Source organism: Gordonia terrae, assembly GCF_051789125.1.
GTDB lineage: Bacteria > Actinomycetota > Actinomycetes > Mycobacteriales > Mycobacteriaceae > Gordonia > Gordonia terrae_A.
Window position 1 is genome coordinate 978,475 of sequence record NZ_CP196526.1, and the last position, 18,317, is coordinate 996,791.

17 protein-coding genes are annotated in these 18,317 nt (G+C 67.9%); 9 read left to right on the plus strand and 8 right to left on the minus strand.

The features are described 5' to 3' along the window. Positions 1–14: 14 nt before the first annotated feature. On the minus strand, positions 15–413 hold the full coding sequence (locus tag ACSUZC_RS04490; RefSeq protein WP_439031708.1) for a hypothetical protein: 399 nt from the start codon (positions 411–413) through the stop codon (positions 15–17). Between the two features lie 58 nt (positions 414–471). Then, positions 472–2,253, minus strand: a complete 1,782-nt coding sequence (eccA, locus tag ACSUZC_RS04495; protein WP_439031709.1) for a type VII secretion AAA-ATPase EccA — start codon at positions 2,251–2,253, stop codon at positions 472–474. A gap of 257 nt (positions 2,254–2,510) precedes the next feature. Between eccA and purL the strand changes: the two genes are divergently transcribed. The 3 genes from purL to ACSUZC_RS04510 all read left to right on the plus strand — a co-directional run bounded on the left by purL (position 2,511) and on the right by ACSUZC_RS04510 (position 5,779). After that, positions 2,511–4,841 carry a phosphoribosylformylglycinamidine synthase subunit PurL gene (gene purL, locus ACSUZC_RS04500; RefSeq protein ID WP_439031710.1) on the plus strand — a complete coding sequence of 777 codons (2,331 nt, stop codon included), beginning with the start codon at positions 2,511–2,513 and terminating at the stop codon, positions 4,839–4,841. 133 nt (positions 4,842–4,974) lie between these two features. Continuing rightward, positions 4,975–5,334: a CD225/dispanin family protein gene (locus ACSUZC_RS04505; protein WP_439031711.1), complete on the plus strand. Its 360-nt coding sequence runs from the start codon at positions 4,975–4,977 to the stop codon at positions 5,332–5,334. Positions 5,335–5,422: 88 nt separating this feature from the next. Continuing rightward, on the plus strand, positions 5,423–5,779 hold the full coding sequence (locus ACSUZC_RS04510; protein WP_439032988.1) for a DUF2752 domain-containing protein: 357 nt from the start codon (positions 5,423–5,425) through the stop codon (positions 5,777–5,779). Here the strand turns inward: ACSUZC_RS04510 and ACSUZC_RS04515 are convergent. Then, positions 5,768–6,700 (minus strand): glycerophosphodiester phosphodiesterase, encoded by a 933-nt coding sequence (locus ACSUZC_RS04515; protein ID WP_439031712.1) that lies wholly within the window; start codon positions 6,698–6,700, stop codon positions 5,768–5,770. The two genes, ACSUZC_RS04510 and ACSUZC_RS04515, sit on opposite strands and share 12 nt — an antisense overlap. 95 nt (positions 6,701–6,795) lie before the next feature. Between ACSUZC_RS04515 and ACSUZC_RS04520 the strand changes: the two genes are divergently transcribed. Next, entirely contained in the window at positions 6,796–7,875 is a 1,080-nt protein-coding gene (locus ACSUZC_RS04520; protein ID WP_439031713.1) for an NAD(P)H-dependent amine dehydrogenase family protein, read from the plus strand. Positions 7,876–7,912: 37 nt separating this feature from the next. Here ACSUZC_RS04520 and ykgO read toward each other — a convergent pair whose 3' ends face one another. Continuing rightward, positions 7,913–8,035: a type B 50S ribosomal protein L36 gene (gene ykgO, locus ACSUZC_RS04525; RefSeq protein ID WP_238422245.1), complete on the minus strand. Its 123-nt coding sequence runs from the start codon at positions 8,033–8,035 to the stop codon at positions 7,913–7,915. Positions 8,036–8,113: 78 nt separating this feature from the next. Continuing rightward, a complete protein-coding gene (locus tag ACSUZC_RS04530) occupies positions 8,114–9,622 on the minus strand; it encodes a glutamate--cysteine ligase (protein ID WP_439031714.1) in 1,509 nt (502 codons plus the stop codon). 46 nt (positions 9,623–9,668) lie between these two features. Here ACSUZC_RS04530 and ACSUZC_RS04535 point away from each other — a divergent pair, with 46 nt between their 5' ends. From ACSUZC_RS04535 to purM, 3 genes are all read left to right on the plus strand, one after another. Next, positions 9,669–10,082 carry a sterol carrier family protein gene (locus tag ACSUZC_RS04535; protein ID WP_439031715.1) on the plus strand — a complete coding sequence of 138 codons (414 nt, stop codon included), beginning with the start codon at positions 9,669–9,671 and terminating at the stop codon, positions 10,080–10,082. A gap of 161 nt (positions 10,083–10,243) precedes the next feature. Beyond that, positions 10,244–11,854, plus strand: coding sequence for an amidophosphoribosyltransferase (purF, locus tag ACSUZC_RS04540; RefSeq protein WP_439031716.1), 1,611 nt, complete (start codon positions 10,244–10,246; stop codon positions 11,852–11,854). Between the two features lie 96 nt (positions 11,855–11,950). Continuing rightward, on the plus strand, positions 11,951–13,084 hold the full coding sequence (gene purM / locus ACSUZC_RS04545; RefSeq protein ID WP_439031717.1) for a phosphoribosylformylglycinamidine cyclo-ligase: 1,134 nt from the start codon (positions 11,951–11,953) through the stop codon (positions 13,082–13,084). A gap of 363 nt (positions 13,085–13,447) precedes the next feature. Here the strand turns inward: purM and ACSUZC_RS04550 are convergent, their stop codons facing one another. The 3 genes from ACSUZC_RS04550 to ygfZ form a co-directional block, all read right to left on the minus strand. Then, the gene (locus tag ACSUZC_RS04550) at positions 13,448–13,630 is read right to left on the minus strand and encodes a DUF3073 domain-containing protein (protein WP_439031718.1); all 183 of its coding nucleotides are present in this window, start codon (positions 13,628–13,630) and stop codon (positions 13,448–13,450) included. 93 nt (positions 13,631–13,723) lie between these two features. Continuing rightward, complete coding sequence (locus tag ACSUZC_RS04555) at positions 13,724–14,401, minus strand: MOSC domain-containing protein (RefSeq protein ID WP_439031719.1); 678 nt, start codon at positions 14,399–14,401, stop codon at positions 13,724–13,726. 3 nt (positions 14,402–14,404) lie between these two features. Then, positions 14,405–15,580 (minus strand): CAF17-like 4Fe-4S cluster assembly/insertion protein YgfZ, encoded by a 1,176-nt coding sequence (gene ygfZ, locus ACSUZC_RS04560; RefSeq protein WP_439031720.1) that lies wholly within the window; start codon positions 15,578–15,580, stop codon positions 14,405–14,407. 73 nt (positions 15,581–15,653) lie between these two features. Here ygfZ and ACSUZC_RS04565 point away from each other — a divergent pair, with 73 nt between their 5' ends. After that, positions 15,654–16,520: an aminodeoxychorismate lyase gene (locus tag ACSUZC_RS04565; protein WP_439031721.1), complete on the plus strand. Its 867-nt coding sequence runs from the start codon at positions 15,654–15,656 to the stop codon at positions 16,518–16,520. A 216-nt stretch (positions 16,521–16,736) separates the two neighbouring features. Beyond that, complete coding sequence (locus ACSUZC_RS04570) at positions 16,737–18,317, plus strand: cytochrome ubiquinol oxidase subunit I (RefSeq protein WP_439031722.1); 1,581 nt, start codon at positions 16,737–16,739, stop codon at positions 18,315–18,317.

An 18,317-nucleotide genomic window follows, 5' to 3' on the forward strand; every position in this document is an offset into this window, starting at 1 on the left:
GGTTGAGGAAAGTATCAGCGTCCGAGGAGTTCGTCGACGACGTCGGACAGCTTGTCCCCGGGCCGGCTGAGGCAGACCGTCGCGGCGACGGTGGCGACCTGGCCCGCATTCGCTCCGGCGCCCAGTTCCGTCACGGCCTCGGTACGCGACCTGTCGTCGAGTGCCCGGAACTCCTTGCAGGTCATCGACGCTGCCGCTGAACTCGCGGCGTCTGAGGCGGTGGGTTGTGGTGAGCCGGCGGGCGCAGGGCGGGGCACCGAGGTGGCGGTGGGCGACGAGAGCGCCGACGTGACCGGCGGGTCTGATTCGGAGTCGTCGGAGGAGCAGGCCCCGAGCCCCGTCGCCACGATCGTGGCGAGCGCGGCGACGGTACCGAATCGCCACAGACGGGTACGACGGACGGATGTGGGCATGAGGCCACCTCTCATGATGTCGGGGGATGAGTCGACGACGATCGTCGGGGACACGGTGTCAGCGCATGAGTCCGGACAGCACACCCGAGATGGCCGCGCGGACGTCCTCGGTGTCGATCCGCATGAGATCGTCCTGACTGAGCGCTTCGAGATCGCCCGCCGCACTGAGACGGAACTCGCGTTCCTCCTCGGCGGCCTCGATGATGTTGCGGATGAAGCGACCGTTACCCGCGAGGTCGGTGGCCCGACGCGGGCTGCCCCGGTGCTCACGCACGTCGTGGTAGAGGGGTCCGCAGGCCTGCTCGATCTCGTTCATCGCCTCGGGTGTCAGCGACGAATCGCGTTTGCGCGCGATGAACTCGGCGATGCGGGCGAGTTCGCCGGGTGTGTAGGAGTCGAAGCGCACACGACGCGCGAAGCGTGATGCGAGACCGTCGTTGGCGGCCAGGAAGCGATCGATTTCCGAGTCGTAACCGGCGATGATCACGACCAGGCGGTCGCGATCGTCTTCCATCCGCGCGAGGAGGGTGTCCACGGCCTCGCGACCGAACGCGTCGCCACCGGACAATCCCTGCTGGATGAGGGTGTAGGCCTCGTCGATGAACAGGACGCCGTCCATCGCGGAGTCGATGAGGGCCGACGTCTTGATGGCGGTGCTGCCCAGATGTTCGCCGACCATGTCACGCCGGGTCGCCTCGACCACCTTGTCGGACTTGATGAACCCGAGTCCGCAGTAGATCTTCGCGACGATGCGGGCGACGGTCGTCTTGCCGGTGCCCGGAGGTCCGGTGAACGCCAGGTGCAGGCTGCGGGCCGATGTCGACAGACCGCGATCGGCCCTGACCTTCGCGAGGGTCGCCGTGGACTGCAGCTTGGCCACCTGCTGCTTCACCGAGTCGAGGCCGATCTGCTCGGCGAGTTCGCGCTGCGCCTCGGTGACGAGGCCGTCGGCGCCCGCGGGGTCGGCGGAGCCCGACAGCAGGGTCTCGGCGCGATCGGGGACCGACGCCGGGTCCCAGCGATCGGTGCGCTCGGCGATCTCCTCGGGCGTCGTGCGGGTGACCCGCATCGACGGCGACCGCATCGCCTCGGCCGCCGAGGCGAGCGACGGGTCCCGGGCGTAGGCCTGCTCGAACATCGCCTTGGCCTTGTCTTCGTGCCCCTGCTCGCGCAGGCCGAGGCCGTAGGCGAACATGGCCCGCGTCGAGCATGCCGCGATCGGACCCTCGATCGCGTTCTGAAGACGGCGCATGCCCTCGCCGAGCATGCCCAGATGCAGACACGACGAGCCGGCCATGAAGTCGGCGACCGCCTGCATGTAGGGGTCGTTCCACCGGTCGGATCGGGTCAGGGAGGCCAGGACGTCGGGCCAGCGCTGGGTGGCGAAGTGGAGCGAGGCACGGACGAAGTCGACGATCGGTGTGCGATGCGCGGGTGGGACGTCGTCGAGGACCTCCTCGGCGCCGGCGTAGTCCGCACCGCGAACGAGGCTGGCCGCGTAGGCCGCGGTCGCCTCGACAGCGCCCGACACCGGGTAGTCGATCATCATGCCCGTGTACCAGCGGCCCACGATGGTGCCCGGGGGCAGGCCGAGCCTGCGCTGCTCCACGCCGATCGACGCCCGGGCGCGGTAGAGGCCGAGGAGAACTTCGTTGCTGGTGTCGCCGCAGGCCAGGCGGCCGATCCAGGCATCCCCGAGCGACGGGTCCCATTCGGTGGAGCGGGTGAAGGCCTTGGCGGCCTGAGCCGGGTTGTCGATCGGTTCCTGGCCTTCGACCGGGATGTTCAGGGACAGGACGCCGAGTTCGAAGAGTGCCCTCGCCTTGCGGACATCGGCCATCGCATCCCCCTGTGTCAAACCGGACCTGCACGGACATCTGCTGCTCGAGCCCGTGTGGATCGGCCCAGACTGTTCGCCCCAGACTGTTCGCCCCAGACTGTTCGCTTCCCTGGCGCGTCGCCAGACAGAGTATCGCTACACCGAGCCGGTGCCGGTCGCAGACTTCCCAGGCCCGCGGCGTCTGTGTGTGGCGCCCGCAGGTGCTGCCTCGATGCCCCGTCGGTCGCGGGCGCCCGCACCCGCCTAGACTGATCAGAGTGAGTGCCCAGGTGGATACCGTCTCAGCCGCTGCCCAGACCCCGGATAATCCGCAACCGTTCCGCGAACTCGGACTCAAGGACGACGAGTACGCCCGGATTCGCGAGATCCTGGGCCGTCGGCCCACCGACGCCGAACTGGCGATGTACTCGGTGATGTGGTCCGAGCACTGCAGCTACAAGTCGTCGAAGGTGCATCTGCGGTACTTCGGGGAGACCACGACCGACGAGATGCGGGCCAGCATGCTCGCCGGTATCGGTGAGAACGCCGGTGTCGTCGACATCGGCGACGGCTGGGCGGTGACGTTCAAGGTCGAGTCGCACAACCACCCGAGTTACGTCGAGCCATACCAGGGCGCCGCGACCGGCGTCGGCGGCATCGTCCGCGACATCATGGCGATGGGCGCACGCCCGATCGCGGTGATGGATCAGCTGCGCTTCGGCGCGGCGGACGCTCCCGACACCCGCCGCGTCGTCGACGGAGTGGTCCGCGGCGTCGGTGGATACGGCAACTCGCTGGGTCTGCCGAACGTCGGCGGTGAGACCGTCTTCGACGCCAGCTACGCGGGCAACCCGCTGGTCAACGCCTTGTGCGCGGGTGTGCTGCGTACCGAGGACCTGCATCTGGCGTTCGCCTCGGGTACCGGCAACAAGATCATCCTGTTCGGCGCGCGAACCGGTCTCGACGGCATCGGCGGCGTGTCGGTGCTGGCGTCGGAGACCTTCGACGACACGGACACCGGGAGCGAAGCGGGCGGGTCCAATGGTGCAGTGGGGTCGCGTCCGAACCGCAAGAAGCTGCCGAGCGTCCAGGTGGGCGATCCGTTCACCGAGAAGGTGCTCATCGAGTGCTGTCTCGAGCTCTACCACGCCGGCCTCGTGGTGGGCATCCAGGATCTCGGCGGTGCCGGGTTGGCTTGTGCCACCAGCGAACTCGCGGCAGCGGGAGACGGGGGCATGCACATCGACCTGGAGAAGGTGCCGATGCGCGCCGAGGGCATGACCCCGGCGGAGGTGCTCTCCAGCGAATCGCAGGAACGCATGTGTGCCGTCGTCACTCCGGAGAATGTCGAGAAGTTCCTCGAGGTCTGCCGCAAGTGGGACGTTCTCGCGACCGAGATCGGTGAGGTCACCGATGGCGAGCATCTCGTCATCAATTGGCACGGGGAGACCGTCGTCGACGTCCCGCCGCGCACCGTCGCCCACGACGGCCCGGTCTACGAGCGTCCGGTCGCACGACCGGACTGGCAGGACACGGTGATCGCGTCGACGACCGAACCGCTGCTGCGACCGGGTACACCCGACCAGCTGCGCGAGACGCTCCTGGAGATGCTCGCCTCGCCTGCGCTGTGCAGTCGCAAGTTCATCACCGACCAGTACGACCGGTACGTCCGCGGCAACACCGTCCTGGCCGAACACGCCGACTCGGGCATGATCCGAATCGACGAGGAGACCGGGCGCGGGATCGCCCTGGCTACCGACGCTTCCGGCCGCTACACCTTCCTCGACCCCTACCGCGGTGCGCAGCTCGCCCTCGCGGAGGCCTATCGGAACGTCGCGGTGTCCGGTGCCACGCCGAAGGCCGTCACCAACTGCCTCAACTTCGGCTCGCCCGACGACCCGGCGGTGATGTGGCAGTTCCAGCAGGCGGTGCGCGGACTCGCCGATGGTTGCGCGCAGCTCGGCATCCCGGTGACCGGTGGCAACGTCAGCTTCTACAACCAGACCGGGGCGACGCCGATCCTGCCGACGCCGGTCATCGGTGTCCTCGGCGTCATCGACGATGTGCACCGCCGTATCCCGACCGGCCTCGGCACCGAGCCGGGCGAGACCCTGATCCTGCTCGGTGAGACCCGCGACGAGTTCGACGGTTCGATCTGGGCGCAGGTCAGCCACGACCATCTCGGCGGGGTGCCGCCGCAGGTCGATCTCGAACGCGAGCGGCTTCTCGCCGACATCCTGGCCGCATCGTCGCGCGACGGATTGATCTCGGCCGCACACGATCTCAGCGAGGGTGGCCTCATCCAGACCGTCGTCGAGGCCGCGCTCGCGGGCGAGACCGGGTGCCGGTTGCTGCTGCCCGAGGATGCCGATCCGTTCGTCTGGCTGTTCTCCGAGTCCTCCGGCCGTGTGCTCGTCGCGGTGCCCCGCACCGAGGAGTCACGGTTCACCGCGATGCTCGATGCTCGTGAGATGCCGTGGACGCGCATCGGCGTGGTCGACCAGGGCAGCGACTCGGTGGAGATCCAGGACTACTTCTCGGTGCCGCTGAGCGAGTTGCGGGAGACCTACGAGGGCACCCTGCCCAGGCTGTTCGGCGACGCAGTGTAGTTGCGCGGCGCAACGGCCTCACCTGCGGCGATCCGTTGTCTGTCAATGGAATCAATCTCGCTCGCAGACCTGCTGCGCGCGGCGAGGGTCGGTTACGCTCCTGGGGTTCTCGAACTGAGTCGAAAGGGCGCAGATGAGCTATCCCTATGATCCCAACCAGCCGCCGAACTACGGCGCCGGTGGGTACGGACAGCAGCCGTACGGGATGAACCCGGCCGGCCCGGAGCCGGACAACAACCTCGTGTGGGCGATCCTCGCGACGGTGCTGTGCTGCCTGCCGCTGGGCATCGTGTCGATCGTGAAGTCGACGTCGGTCAGCAAGCTGTGGGCCGCGGGCGATTACGCCGGTGCGCAGAAGGCCGCCGACGAAGCCAAGAAGTGGGCGCTGTGGAGTGCGATCTCGTCGGTCGTCATCTGGGTGTTGATCATCATCGTCTATGTCATCTTCTTCGTCATCCTTCTCGGCGCCTCCGCGTCGACGTCCACGTACTGAGCGCTTCGAGAGGGCCGTCCTCGGACGGGTCTCGGCCCTCTCGAAGCATCGGTTCCTCGGGCCGGCGACGGTGGTCGCCGGTACCGGGATGCTCTGTGCGGCCGTATGGTTCGGCGATCCGACGACACCGGGCGGCGCCCTTCCGATGTGTCCGACCAAGCTGATCTTCGGCGTGACGTGTCCTGGTTGCGGATCGCTGCGGGCGATCTATTCGCTGCTCCACGGCGACGTCCCGGCCGCTCTGCACTACAACGCGGTCGGTGTTCTCGCGATGGGGTTGCTGCTCGTCGCCTTCGGCGCGTACTGCGTCCGGTTGTGGACGGGTCGCCGGATGCGGAGCTGGCAGAACTTCCGCTACTCGGGCGTCGTCGTACTCGTCGTCGTCCTCACATGGTTCGTCGTGCGCAACATCCCTGTCGAACCATTCCGGTCCCTACGCGTCTGACGCGCCGGTGGCCCTCCGGAGCCAGCGGATCAACCGGGACCCGTGCTCGTCTGCGGAGCCATTCGGGTCGAGCGCAGCGAGTGCTTCGGGATCGTCGGTCGTGATCTGGTCGACCCGCAACTCCAACAGCCGCTTCAGTTCGGGCACTGTTCGCGGACCCACGCGGGTGATCGTGTACCCGTCGACGCGCCGCCCGCGCGCGTGGAAGGCGCCGACGATGTCGTACCCCCGGTCGTCGGCGGTCAGGATCAGCCGGTTCTCGAGATAGATCATCTCGGCGTTCGGCGACGCCGACACCGCACGCTCGACGAAGCCGTCGAAATCCCCGGACCGGATCGCCGCGTCAGCGGCACCGTGATGGCAAGGGTCGTAACCGATCCGGACGCCCGGCGCGGCGCGGGTCAGTGTCTCGACGGCGGCGGCGTCGCCACACGACAGGATGTAGTGCTCGGCGAGTGGGGCGACGCTGTTCGCGAACACCTCGACCGCCACCGGGTCGAGGGCGGCGTCGTCCTCCTTGAAATCCAGCTGGAGGAGCGCGCCGGGCGCGATCTCGATGCCGTCGAAGAGTGCGGTGAGGTCCTCGAGCAGCAGAACTCGTTCGTCGATCTCGGAACCGTCGTTGTCGCGCAACGACAATCCGCGCAGATACGACGCGGGCAACGCGGACACCGCGCCGGTACCGGTCGTGGCGTGGTCGACGATGCGGTCGTGCAGGACCGCGAAGCCCCGGTCGGCGTGGATCACCAGGTCCACCTCGACGCTCGCTCCGAGTCTCATCCCCTCGACGATGCGCGTCGCGGTGAAGGCGGGGTCGCCGGCCCGGCGTCGGCCCCGATGCCACTTGAGCATGGTGCGGTGCCCGTGGTGGTCGATGTGCAGCGGAGCCGGAGCTGCGCCGGTGGGTTGCGGTGGGGTCATCGTCTGTCGAGCCTAGCGGCGGAACGCACCGGCGGCCGCGATCGGTTCTGACCGATCCGGCCCGTCGAATTGCAACGTGTTCTAGTTTGGTCGGTATGACTTTGCGCGTGGTCGAGTGGTCGACCGGAACCGTCGGACGACATGCCATCGCCGGGATCGATGCCCGGCCCGATCTCGAACTCGTCGGCGTCTGGGTGTCCGACCCCGCGAAGGTCGGCAGAGACGCAGGCGAACTGGCCGGCCTCGGTCGTGAACTCGGCGTGGCGGCGACCGACGACCGCGACGCGCTGATCGCCCTCGAACCCGACTGCATCGTGCACACGGCGATGACCGACGACCGGGTCATGGAGGCCATCGAGGATCTGATCTTCTTCGTGGAGAACGGGATCAACGTGGTGTCGAGCGGTCCGGTGGTGCTGCAGTTCCCGCAGGGCATCCTGCCCGACTCGCTTCTCGAGCGGATCGCCTCGGCCGGTCAGGCGGGCAACGCCAGCCTGCACGTCAACGGCATCGACCCGGGTTTTGCCAATGACGCTCTGCCCCTGGCGATGACGAGCCTCTCCCAGCGGATCGACGAGGTGCGCTGCCAGGAGATCGCCGACTATTCGACGTACTATCAGCCGGTCGTCATGCGCGATCTGTTCGGCTTCGGCCAGCCCATGGACACCACCCCGATGCTGCTCTCACCGGGCATCCTCTCGATGGCGTGGGGGAGCGTGGTCCGTCAGATCGCCGCCGGGCTCGACCTCGTGCTCGACGAACCACTGGTGGAACGTGTCGAGCGGGTCGAGGCGGATCGGGACTACTCCACGGTCTCGGTCGAGATCCCCAAGGGCACGATGGCGGCCCTGCGCTTCGAGGTCGCCGGTCAGGTCGACGGCGTGGATCGTGTTGTCCTGGAGCACTACACACGCACGCACGCTGATCAGTGCCCGCAGTGGCCGTCGCCGCACGACGGTGACGGCTGCTACCGCATCGCGATCTCGGGCGAACCGGAGATGGTCGTCGAGTTCGGACATCACGGCGAACACGGCGACCACAACGTGTCCGGCATGATCGTGACGGCCATGCGGCTCGTGAATTCCGTTGCCGCGGTCGTCGATGCGAAGCCGGGGCTCGTGACGGCGCTGGATCTGCCGCTCGTGTCCGGCCGGGGGTTGGTCGCGCGAGAGTAGCCGCACGGCTGCGCACGCGGCCACGGGGGACTTCTGATCAGCCCTGCCGCGCCTTGAACCTGGGATTGTTCTTGTTGATCACGTAGATGCGACCCTTGCGCTTCACGACCTGCGACCCCGCTTGGTTCTTCAGCGAGCGAATGGATGCACGGACCTTCAACTGAGCCTCCTTAATGGAAATTGTTTCCATTAAAGCAGGCGTTGCCGACGCACTCGCGCCCGGGCCGGTCGGTGGCGGTCACACCTCCCACACGTGCACGGGCTCACCCTCGTGCATCTGCGTCACGTAATCGCGCAGCATGCCGCGCAGCGCGTCGGCGCGGCTCTCGCCGGCTCGTTCCCGGGCCGCGACGGCCTGCCGCTGCCACACCGAGCCGGTCTGGCGTGAGATGCACCGCCCCTCGATCACCGACAGGTACCGCTTGCGGGCCTTGTCGGAGACGCCGAAGCTGCGCAATCCGTCCTCGGCGAGGGTGAGCAGGCGACGCAGGACGAGTTCGTCGGGACGCACCCAGCCGACATCGGGCCAGTAGAGCTGCGATTCCATTCCGGTCCGGGCGCCGGACCGGAGGTTCTCGGCGGCGGCGTTGAACGACATCCGCGACCACAGCGGACGGTCGGATTCGACGAGGCCGCGCACGACGCCGTAGTAGAAGGCCGCGTTCGCCATGGTGTCGACGACCGTCGGGCCGGCCGGCAGCACGCGGTTCTCGACTCGGAGATGGGCATGTCCCTCGTGGATGTCGTACACCGGCCGGTTCCACCGGTACACGGTCCCGTTGTGCAGGCGTAGTTCGTCGAGCGTCGGGACGCGGCCTGCGTCGAGTTCGGCCAGCGGGTCGGTGTCGGTCGAGACCGGCAGCAGCGCGGGGAAATAGCGGGTGTTCTCCTCGAAGAGATCGAAGATGGTGTTGATCCATCGTTCCCCGAACCACACCCGCGGCCGCACCCCCTGGTTCTTCAGTTCCAGCGGCCGGGTGTCGGTGGCCTGCTCGAAGACGGGGATACGGCTCTCGTGCCACAGCGCGGTCTCGGCGAGGAAGGGCGAGTTGCCGGCCAGGGCGACCTGGACCCCGGCGATGGCCTGTGCGGCATTCCAATGTGCCGCAAAGTCTTCGGGGGCCACGCGTAGATGCAGCTGCAGCGATGTGCATGCCGCCTCCGGGAGTATGGAGTCGGTCGAGGTGCGCAGGTGTTCGGTGTGGTGACCGTCGGTGAGCGGTACCCCGGTGAGGTCGATCTCCAGGTCTTCGCCACGGGCCGCGAAGATCTGCTCGTTCAGCAGGTCGTACCGGGGATTGGCCGAGATCCAGTGATGGGCAAAGTGTTCGGACTTCAGCGTGGGCAGCATGCCGATCATCACCAGATGGTTCGACGTCTGGGCCGCGCGCTCCTCGGCACGATTGAGCGAGGTGCGCAGTGCCTGCTCAAGCGAAATCGTGTCGTCGGTGGTGAAGGGCCGTGGCGAGACGTTGATCTCGATGTTGAACTGGCCGAGTTCGGTCTGATAGTCCGGGTCGGCGATCGCTTCGAGAACGGTCGCGTTGGCCATCGCCGGACGCATCTGTTCGTCGACGAGGTTGAGCTCGACCTCCATCCCGAGCAGGGGGCGCGGCGGCCTGCCCTGGTCGGTGAACAGCCCGTCGGTGAGCATCCGCGCGATGGCTTCCGTGCCCCGTCCCACCTGCTTGCGGAAACGCACCCGGTCCTCGCCGGTGAATTGCTGTTTCGTCACCTCGGCTCCCATGCGGTCAATACTGCCCGATACGGGCGATCGGAAACCCTGATGCAAGATGGCTTCCGTGCCGCCGCGTAAGAGAGTGGACCCCGCCGAGGTCCGTGCCGCCGTACTCGCGGTGGCCGGATGGCTCACCGATGCCGCCGAGCCCGCACCCTCACGCACCGCCCTCGCCGCCGCTGTCCGGCTGTCGGCGCGCACTCTCGAACACCTCGCGCCGGGAAACTCCGTGGAGGTCCGGGTCCCGCCCTTCGTCGCGGTGCAGTGCATCGAGGGCCCCCGGCACACCCGGGGGACGCCGCCGAACGTCGTCGAGATGTCGTCACGCACCTGGCTGCGCCTCGTCACCGGCCTGGACACGTTCGACGACGCGCTCGCCGCGGGTGCGATCGACGCCTCGGGTCATCGGGCGGGTCTGATCGCCGAGCTGCTGCCCCTCATCCCGCTCGGGCCGGAGGCGGGGCGATGATCGCGCCGGGAGTGTGATCAGTCACTCTGAACCGCGGTCACGGAATCAACGGCCCCACGACACTGCTGCAAGATTCGCAATGGGAGCCGACCGACACGTAAACTCCCACATGTCTGCCAGCCCACTCGACGGACCGATTCGCAGCCCCAGGGAGCCAGTCGATGCCTGATCATTCGATCGCCAACGTGAACCTGCTCGCTCCCACGGCGCCGGCGGGCGGATGCTCCGCACGCGGTGCGGGCGCGCTCAACCCCGCTCCGCTGGACGAACCCGAGAACGAACCCCGCGAGGAATGCGGCGTCTTCGGCGTCTGGGCACCCGGCGAGGACGTCGCCAAGCTGAGCTACTACGGCCTCTACGCGCTGCAGCATCGTGGCCAGGAAGCCGCGGGCATCGCCGTCGGCGACGGCAGCCAGGTCGTCGTCTTCAAGGATCTCGGCCTGGTCAGTCAGGTCTTCGACGAGCAGACCCTGGGCGCGATGAGCGGGCACGTGGCCATCGGTCACTGCCGTTACTCCACCACCGGTTCCACGACGTGGGAGAACTCGCAGCCGATCTTCCGCACCACCGACGCCGGTACCGGTGTCGCACTCGGCCACAACGGCAACCTGGTCAACACCGCCGAACTGTCCGCCCGCGCCCGCGCCGAGGGCATCAAGAGCTCGGCCGCGACGTCGGACTCCGACGTCGTCGGCGCCCTGCTGGCGCACGGCGCGGCCGACAGCTCGATAGAGCAGGCCGCGATGGAACTGCTGCCGACCCTGCGGGGCGCGTTCTGTCTCACCTTCATGGACGAGCACACCCTGTACGCCGCGCGTGATCCGCACGGCGTGCGCCCGCTGTCGCTCGGCCGCCTCGACCGCGGCTGGGTCGTCGCGTCGGAGACCGCCGCGCTCGACATCGTCGGCGCGTCCTTCGTCCGCGACATCGAGCCGGGCGAGCTGCTGGCCATCGACGCCGACGGCGTGCGGAGCTCGCGTTTCGCCGAGCCGACCCCCAGCGGCTGTGTCTTCGAATACGTCTATCTCGCCCGGCCCGACTCGGTGATCCACGGGCGTTCGGTTCATTCGACGCGCGTCGAGATCGGCCGTCGCCTCGCCAAGGAACACCCCGCCGAGGGCGACCTGGTCATCCCGGTGCCCGAGTCCGGGGTGCCGGCCGCGGTCGGGTTCGCCCAGGAATCCGGAATCCCGTACGGGCAGGGCCTGATGAAGAACGCCTACGTCGGCCGTACGTTCATCCAGCCGTCGCAGACCATCCGTCAGCTCGGCATCCGACTCAAGCTCAACCCGTTGCGCGAGGTCATCCGCGGCAAGAAGCTCGTGGTCGTCGACGACTCGATCGTGCGCGGGAACACCCAGCGCGCACTCATCCGCATGCTGCGGGAAGCCGGTGCGGCCGAGGTCCACGTGCGGATCGCGTCGAGCCCCGTCCGGTGGCCCTGCTTCTACGGCATCGACTTCGCGTCTCCGGCCGAACTGATCGCCAACGGCATGGAGTCCGAGGCCGGGATGGTCGAAGGGGTCCGGCAGGCGATCGGTGCGGACTCGCTCGGCTACATCAGCATCGACGAGATGATCAACTCGACGGGTCAGTCCGCGTCGTCGCTGTGTGCGGCGTGTTTCGACGGCAAGTACCCGATCGAGCTGCCCAAGGAGACCTCGATGGGCAAGGCGGTCCTCGAGCAGATGCTCGCCAGCGCCGCCGGCGACCGCACTGCGGACCCGCTGACCGCGCAGAACGACAATGTCAGCGCCGTGATGCGGCCCTGACATCGCGCCGTCGGCCCTCCGGTAGCGTGTGATCCGTCGGCGAACACGCCGCCGAGATTTTTCGACGAGATTCTTCGAACAGGGAGTGCTGCGGTGATGACGGAGCGGGATGCTGCTGCCGACGAGACGGCAGGCGCCGCATCGACGTCGACGCCGGTGGGCGGGCCGCCGGCCTCCTACGCGGCGGCCGGTGTGGACATCGACGCCGGTGAGCGCGCGGTGGAACTCATCGCGCCCCACGCCAAGCGCGCTTCACGCCCCGAGGTGCTCGGCGGTATCGGTGGCTTCTCGGGACTGTTCGCGCTCAAGGGCAACTATCGCGAGCCCGTACTCGCAGCCGCCAGCGACGGTGTCGGTACCAAGCTGGCCGTCGCCCAGGCGATCGACAAGCACGACACCGTCGGCCGGGACCTGGTCGCCATGTGCGTCGACGACCTCGTGGTCTGTGGCGCGGAGCCGCTGTTCCTGCAGGACTACATCGCGGTCGGCAAGGTCGTCCCGGAAACCGTGGCGCAGATCGTCGCCGGCATCGCCGACGGTTGTGTCGAAGCCGGATGCGCACTGCTCGGCGGCGAGACGGCCGAGCATCCCGGCCTGATGCAGGACAACCACTACGACCTGTCGGCGACGGCGGTCGGGGTCGTGGAGGCCGACAACGTCCTCACTCCCGACCGGGTCCGTGCCGGTGACGTGGTGATCGGCATGGGATCGTCGGGCCTGCACTCCAACGGGTACTCCCTGGCGCGCAAGGTGCTGCTCGAGTGGGGCCACATGGACCTCTTCGGTCATGTGGAGGAGTTCGGACGCAGCCTCGGCGAGGAACTGCTCGAACCGACCCGCATCTACGCCCGGGACTGTCTGGCACTGATCGCCGAAGCCGATGTGCGCACCTTCGCCCACATCACCGGCGGCGGCCTGGCGGAGAACCTGGCGCGGGTGATCCCGCAGGGACTCGTCGCCGAGCTCGAACGCAACACCTGGACACCGGCGCCGATCTTCGCCCTGATCGCCCAGCGCGGCCGGGTCGAGCAGGTCGAGATGGAACGCACCTTCAACATGGGTGTGGGCATGGTCGCCGTCGTCGCCCCCGAGGACACCGATCGGGCCCAGGCCGTGCTGACCGCCCGCCACGTCGACAACTGGGTGCTCGGAACCGTCAAGCGCGACAACGACCCGAAGACTGACACCGGTTCGCGAGTGACGCTGGTGGGCGAGCACCCGCGCTTCTAAGGCGCACCCGGCACGCACGACGCTGCGCGAACGTACCGAATCATCATCTGCCTCAACAGGAGTCGTATCCGGAGGTTCTCCGGGTCGACCCTGGCCCTCGTGTACCCCGACGCACTGCACAAACACCGACGCTCGCCGATGAGACCATCGGCGAGCGTCGGTGTCTGTCCATGACGTGATCACCCCGCGTACGACAGCATGGTGCACGGACAGAACTGTGCACAGACGGACTGCGCACAGACTGAACTGCGCACCAAAAGAACTGCATACGAAAAGACAGGCCCGCGTCACCGCGGGTCCGCTCATGCGGAGAATTCGAGAGTGATCCCGGGCGTCGAGATCAACGCCCGTGGAGTGTGCGCGTCAAGCGCGTCGCCACTCCTCTTCGTCCACCCAGTCGTCCACCACCGGATCCGGTCGGTCAACGACCGGATCGCCCTGTCCGGAGAGCTCGCGTTGCAAGCTTTCCAAATCGGTGTTCGGAGTGGAGTACTTCAGCTGACGTGCAACCTTCGTCTGCTTTGCCTTTGCCCGGCCGCGGCCCATATGGGACCCCCTCGCACAATGACGGGGCGGCCAAACACTTGGCGGCCCCGTTCTCTTGAAGTAATTCTGTCGTGGGGCCAGTCTAGCGCGCCTCTAGGATTTGTGTTGTCCACCCTGGCTTGCCGCGCCGAGGCGTCTTTCTGCCTTGGTCACGACCTTGCGCGCCTCCCGCCGGACCTTGGCGGGCAGATCGTCACGGTCGAGCAGCAACCGGATGGCGTCGGCATCGCCGCCCACGAGCAGATCGCGAGAGCGCACGCCGTGATCCGGCCGGTCGACGACCCTGACACGATCACCCGCACCGACGCTGCCGTGGCGGACAACGCGCAGGTAGGTGCCGAAGTCGGCCTGATCCATGAAGCGTTTCATCCACCGCGGCTCACCCGCCCACACCGCGAAGGTCTTGCAGGGGACGCGGGGGATGGTCACCTCGAGCAGCAGACCGTCGGAGCCGACCTCCCACCGCTCGCCCACGAAGGCGTCGCTGACATCGATCCCGTCGATGCGCAGGTTCTCGCCGAACCAGCCGTAAGGAAGGTCACGTCCGAGCTCGTCCGCCCATCGCCGCGCCTCGGGCTCGGCGTAGGCATAGACGGCCTGATCGACACCGCCGTGATGCCTCTTGTTGCCGACGTGATCGTCGACGAGCCCCATCTCGTCGACGTGGAGTCGACCGGACCGGGGCCGTTTGTCGATGGCCGAACGGCCGATGCCCTCGAGGATCACGTCGTCGCCGGCCGCGCAGACGGCCAGCACCTCACCCGAGTCCACGCGTCAGGCCCCCCGGGTCGAACCGCCGCGCAGGCGTTCGACAGCAGCACGCCCGGCCTGGACCCGGTCGTCCTCCCGGATCGAGTCCGGGTCGATGCGGGCGCTCGTCGCGGCATCGGTGCCGACGGTCAGCTCGACGTCGGCGCCCACATTGCGCTTGACGAGGGCCAGCGCGATGGGTCCCCATTCGTAGTGGTCGACGACGGTCCCGACGCGGCCGACGGTCCGGCCGCCCGCGGCAACCGGGTCCCCGGTCGCGGGACGCTCGTCGACGCTGCCGTCCAGGTGCAGCAGCACCAGTCGGCGTGGCGATTTGCCCAGGTTGTGGACACGGGCGACGGTCTCCTGGCCGCGGTAACACCCCTTGTCGAGGTGCACTGCGCCGAGTTCGTCGGGTCCGCCGATCCAGTCCACCTCGTGGGGGATCGTCCGGTCGTCGGTGTCCACTCCCAGGCGGGGACGCCGCGCCGCCACCCGAAGGGCGTCGTATGCCCAGCTGCCGGCCATCCGTGCACCGGCCTCGGTCAGCGTGTCCCACCATCGGGTGAGGACGTACTCCGGCACCACGAGGTCGACGACGGGCAGATCGCGGCCCTCGCCGAGTGGGGGCATCCGGCGCCAGAAGCCGAGGGGCTCGTCTTCGTGATGGGATTCGGGGAGCCCGCCGGCCTGGTAGATGCGGGTCTCGGGACCGATTTCGAGGAGCTCGGCGATCGGGCCGTCGAGCACCCCCGGTCCGACGAGCGTCACGACCTTCATGTCCGGGCGTGCGGCCGGCTCGGCCTTGGCCCAGAAGACCATCCTGGTGAGGAAGGTCAGCAATGGTTCGCCGCGTGACCCCTCGGTGTCGATCCAGGTGATCCCGTCGATGTCGGTGAGGACGAAGTGCTCCTCCACGCGACCGTTGGCGTCGAGGGAGAGGTTCTCCGCGCTCGAGCGGTCGGGAAGATCGGTGATGTGCTGGCTGGAGATGGTGTGCAGCCAGCTCAGACGTTCGGCGCCCGGGATCTCGATGACCGCACGGTCCGAGCGGTCGATGATGATCGTCCCGCCGGATGCGGCCCGCTGCTCACCGAGGGGGTCGCCGTAGTGCCATGCGGTGTCGGGGGAGTGCTGATCTCCGGGTCCGGGTACCGCTCCGGCGTCGGAATGCCTGGTCAGGATGGGTGAACGGCTCACGTGTCGATTCTACGGGTCGACTCGCGCCGGGGGTCGGCGCGCGGGTTGCCGCGCGCATGGCAGCCTTCTCTCCATGGCGGATTCGATCCTTGTCTCCCTCGGCGGCACGCAGCACGACGCCGACGCACCGTTCCTGCACGCCGACGACCTTGCGGCCGTCCGCGGCGACGGCGTTTTCGAGACCCTGCTCGTGCGGTCGGGCCGGGCGCGGTGCGTCCGGCTGCATCTGGAGCGGCTGGTGCGAAGCGCGTCCGCGATGGAACTGCCCGCGCCCGATCTCGACGAGTGGCGCTCGATGGTCGACACCGCGGTGAAGGCATGGACGGAAGCGCACGGGACAACCCGCGAGGCGTTGTTGCGGCTGGTCTACACACGGGGGCGCGAGCACGGTTCCGCGCCGACCGCCTATGCCACGGTCGACGCCGTACCCGATCGGGTCGCGTCGGCGCGTACCGACGGCGTCCGGGTCGTGACGCTGGACCGGGGTTTCTCGATCGACCTGGCCGCGGCGGCGCCCTGGCAGCTACTCGGGGCCAAGACCCTCAGCTACGCGACGAACATGGCGGCGTTGCGCCACGCGGCGTCGGAGGGCTACGACGACGTCATCTTCGTCAGCAGTGAGGGTGCCGTTCTGGAGGGGCCGAGGTCCACGGTCGTGGCGATCTACGGCGACACTCTCGTCACCCCTCCCGTCGAGATCGGGATTCTCGAATCGACCACTGCGCGTGCGGTGTTCGACCTCGCCGCACAGGAGGGTCACAAGACCGAGACCGGTGTGCTGCGGCCCGAGGATCTCGTCGCGGCCGACTCGGTGTGGCTGCTCAGCAGCGTCACGCTCGCCGCCCGGGTCACGCATCTCAACCGGTACGCGATGCCCGTCCCGGCCGACACGGCTGCGTTCACCGCGCTGGTGGATCGCGCCATCGCCGTCGACGATTAGTCCGGTCCCCTCGAATCGCCCCGGGCTGCCGCACACTGCGCGTCCGGTGAGAGGAACGACACCGTCGCGCGGGGGTCTTGAGGACCTTTGGCGCTTGTCGAAGCCCGGTGACCAGGCGTAACGTCGCGCTCACGTCCTACTACTTTTCGTAGTAGGACTCCGGCAGGCTCAGCCCGTCCTCGCAGCCCGAGGACCGGCACGTCGATTCGAGGCGATATGGACGCTCTGGACGTCTCCCGATGGCAATTCGGGATCACGACCGTCTACCACTTCATCCTGGTGCCGCTGACCATCGGTCTCGCGCCGATGATCGCGGTCATGCAGACGGCGTGGCATGTCACCGGCAACGAACAGTGGCTCCGGGCGACGAAGTTCTTCGGGAAGCTCTTCCTCATCAACTTCGCGCTCGGCGTCGCCACCGGCATCGTGCAGGAGTTCCAGTTCGGCATGAACTGGAGCGAGTACAGCCGGTTCGTCGCCGACGTGTTCGGCGCACCACTCGCCCTCGAGGGGCTCGTCGCGTTCTTCCTGGAGTCGACCTTCATCGGCCTGTGGATCTTCGGCTGGGACCGCCTCCCGCGCCGGGTGCACCTTGCGTGCATCTGGCTGGCCTCCGCCGGCGTCATCGCCTCGGCGTACTTCATCATCGCCGCGAACTCGTGGATGCAGCATCCCGTCGGGGTGGTCTGGGACACCACCCGCGACCGGCCGCGAATGGACGACTTCTGGGCGGTGCTCACCAACAGCACGACCCTGGCCGCCTTCCCCCACGTGATCGCCGGGGCCTTCCTCACCGCCGGTACGTTCGTCGCCGCGATCGGCTGCTGGTGGATGGCCCGGAACTCGTGGCGTGCCAAGAAACTTCGCGAGGCGATCGAGACCGGTGACTCCTCGGAACTGCCGAAGGCGACCTCGCCCAGCCACATCGACGCCTCGCCCGAGGACCTCGAGCAGGATGCGCGACGGTTCTGGCGCCCGGTGACGCGGTTCGCGCTCTGGGTCACGGTGTTCTCCGGCGTCGCGCTCTTCATCACCGGCGATCTGCAGTCGCAGATCATGTTCAACCAGCAACCCATGAAGATGGCTGCGGCGGAATCGCTCTGCGAGACCGAGACGGGCGCCGGGTTCTCGGTCCTGGCGATCGGTCGGCAGAACAACTGCGACAACATCGAACACGTCATCGAGATCCCAAAGATGTTGTCGTTCTTGGCCGACCACAGCTTCGACAGCACCCTGCAGGGCGTCGAAGAACTGCAGCAGCAGTACACCGAGGCGCTGGCGGGGCAACCCGGGGTGCCCGCGGGGCAGAACTTCGCCCCCAACCTGTTCGTGACGTACTGGGCCTTCCGCGCGATGATCACCTGGGCGCTGGGATCGGTGGTCGTCGCTCTCGGCGGACTGTGGTTGACCAGGCGCAAGCGCGTCGTCGAGTCCCGCCGGTTCGGCCGGATCGCACTGCTGATGATCCCGACGCCGTTCCTGGCCAACAGCTCCGGCTGGATCTTCACCGAGATGGGCCGTCAGCCATGGGTTGTCGCGCCCAACTGGGAGAACGATCTCGACCCGTTGCGCATCCACATGCTCGTCCAGAACGGGGTGTCGAACCACTCCGCGGGGATGGTTCTGGTGACGCTGATCGGCTTCACCCTGCTCTACGGCGCGCTCGGCGTCGTCTGGTTCATGCTCCAACGCAGGTACGTGATCGAAGGCCCGGCGAGTTACGACTCGCGGCCACCGGGTCACTCCGATCCCGACGCCGACAGCGATGAGCCCAAGCAACTCTCGTTCGCGTACTAG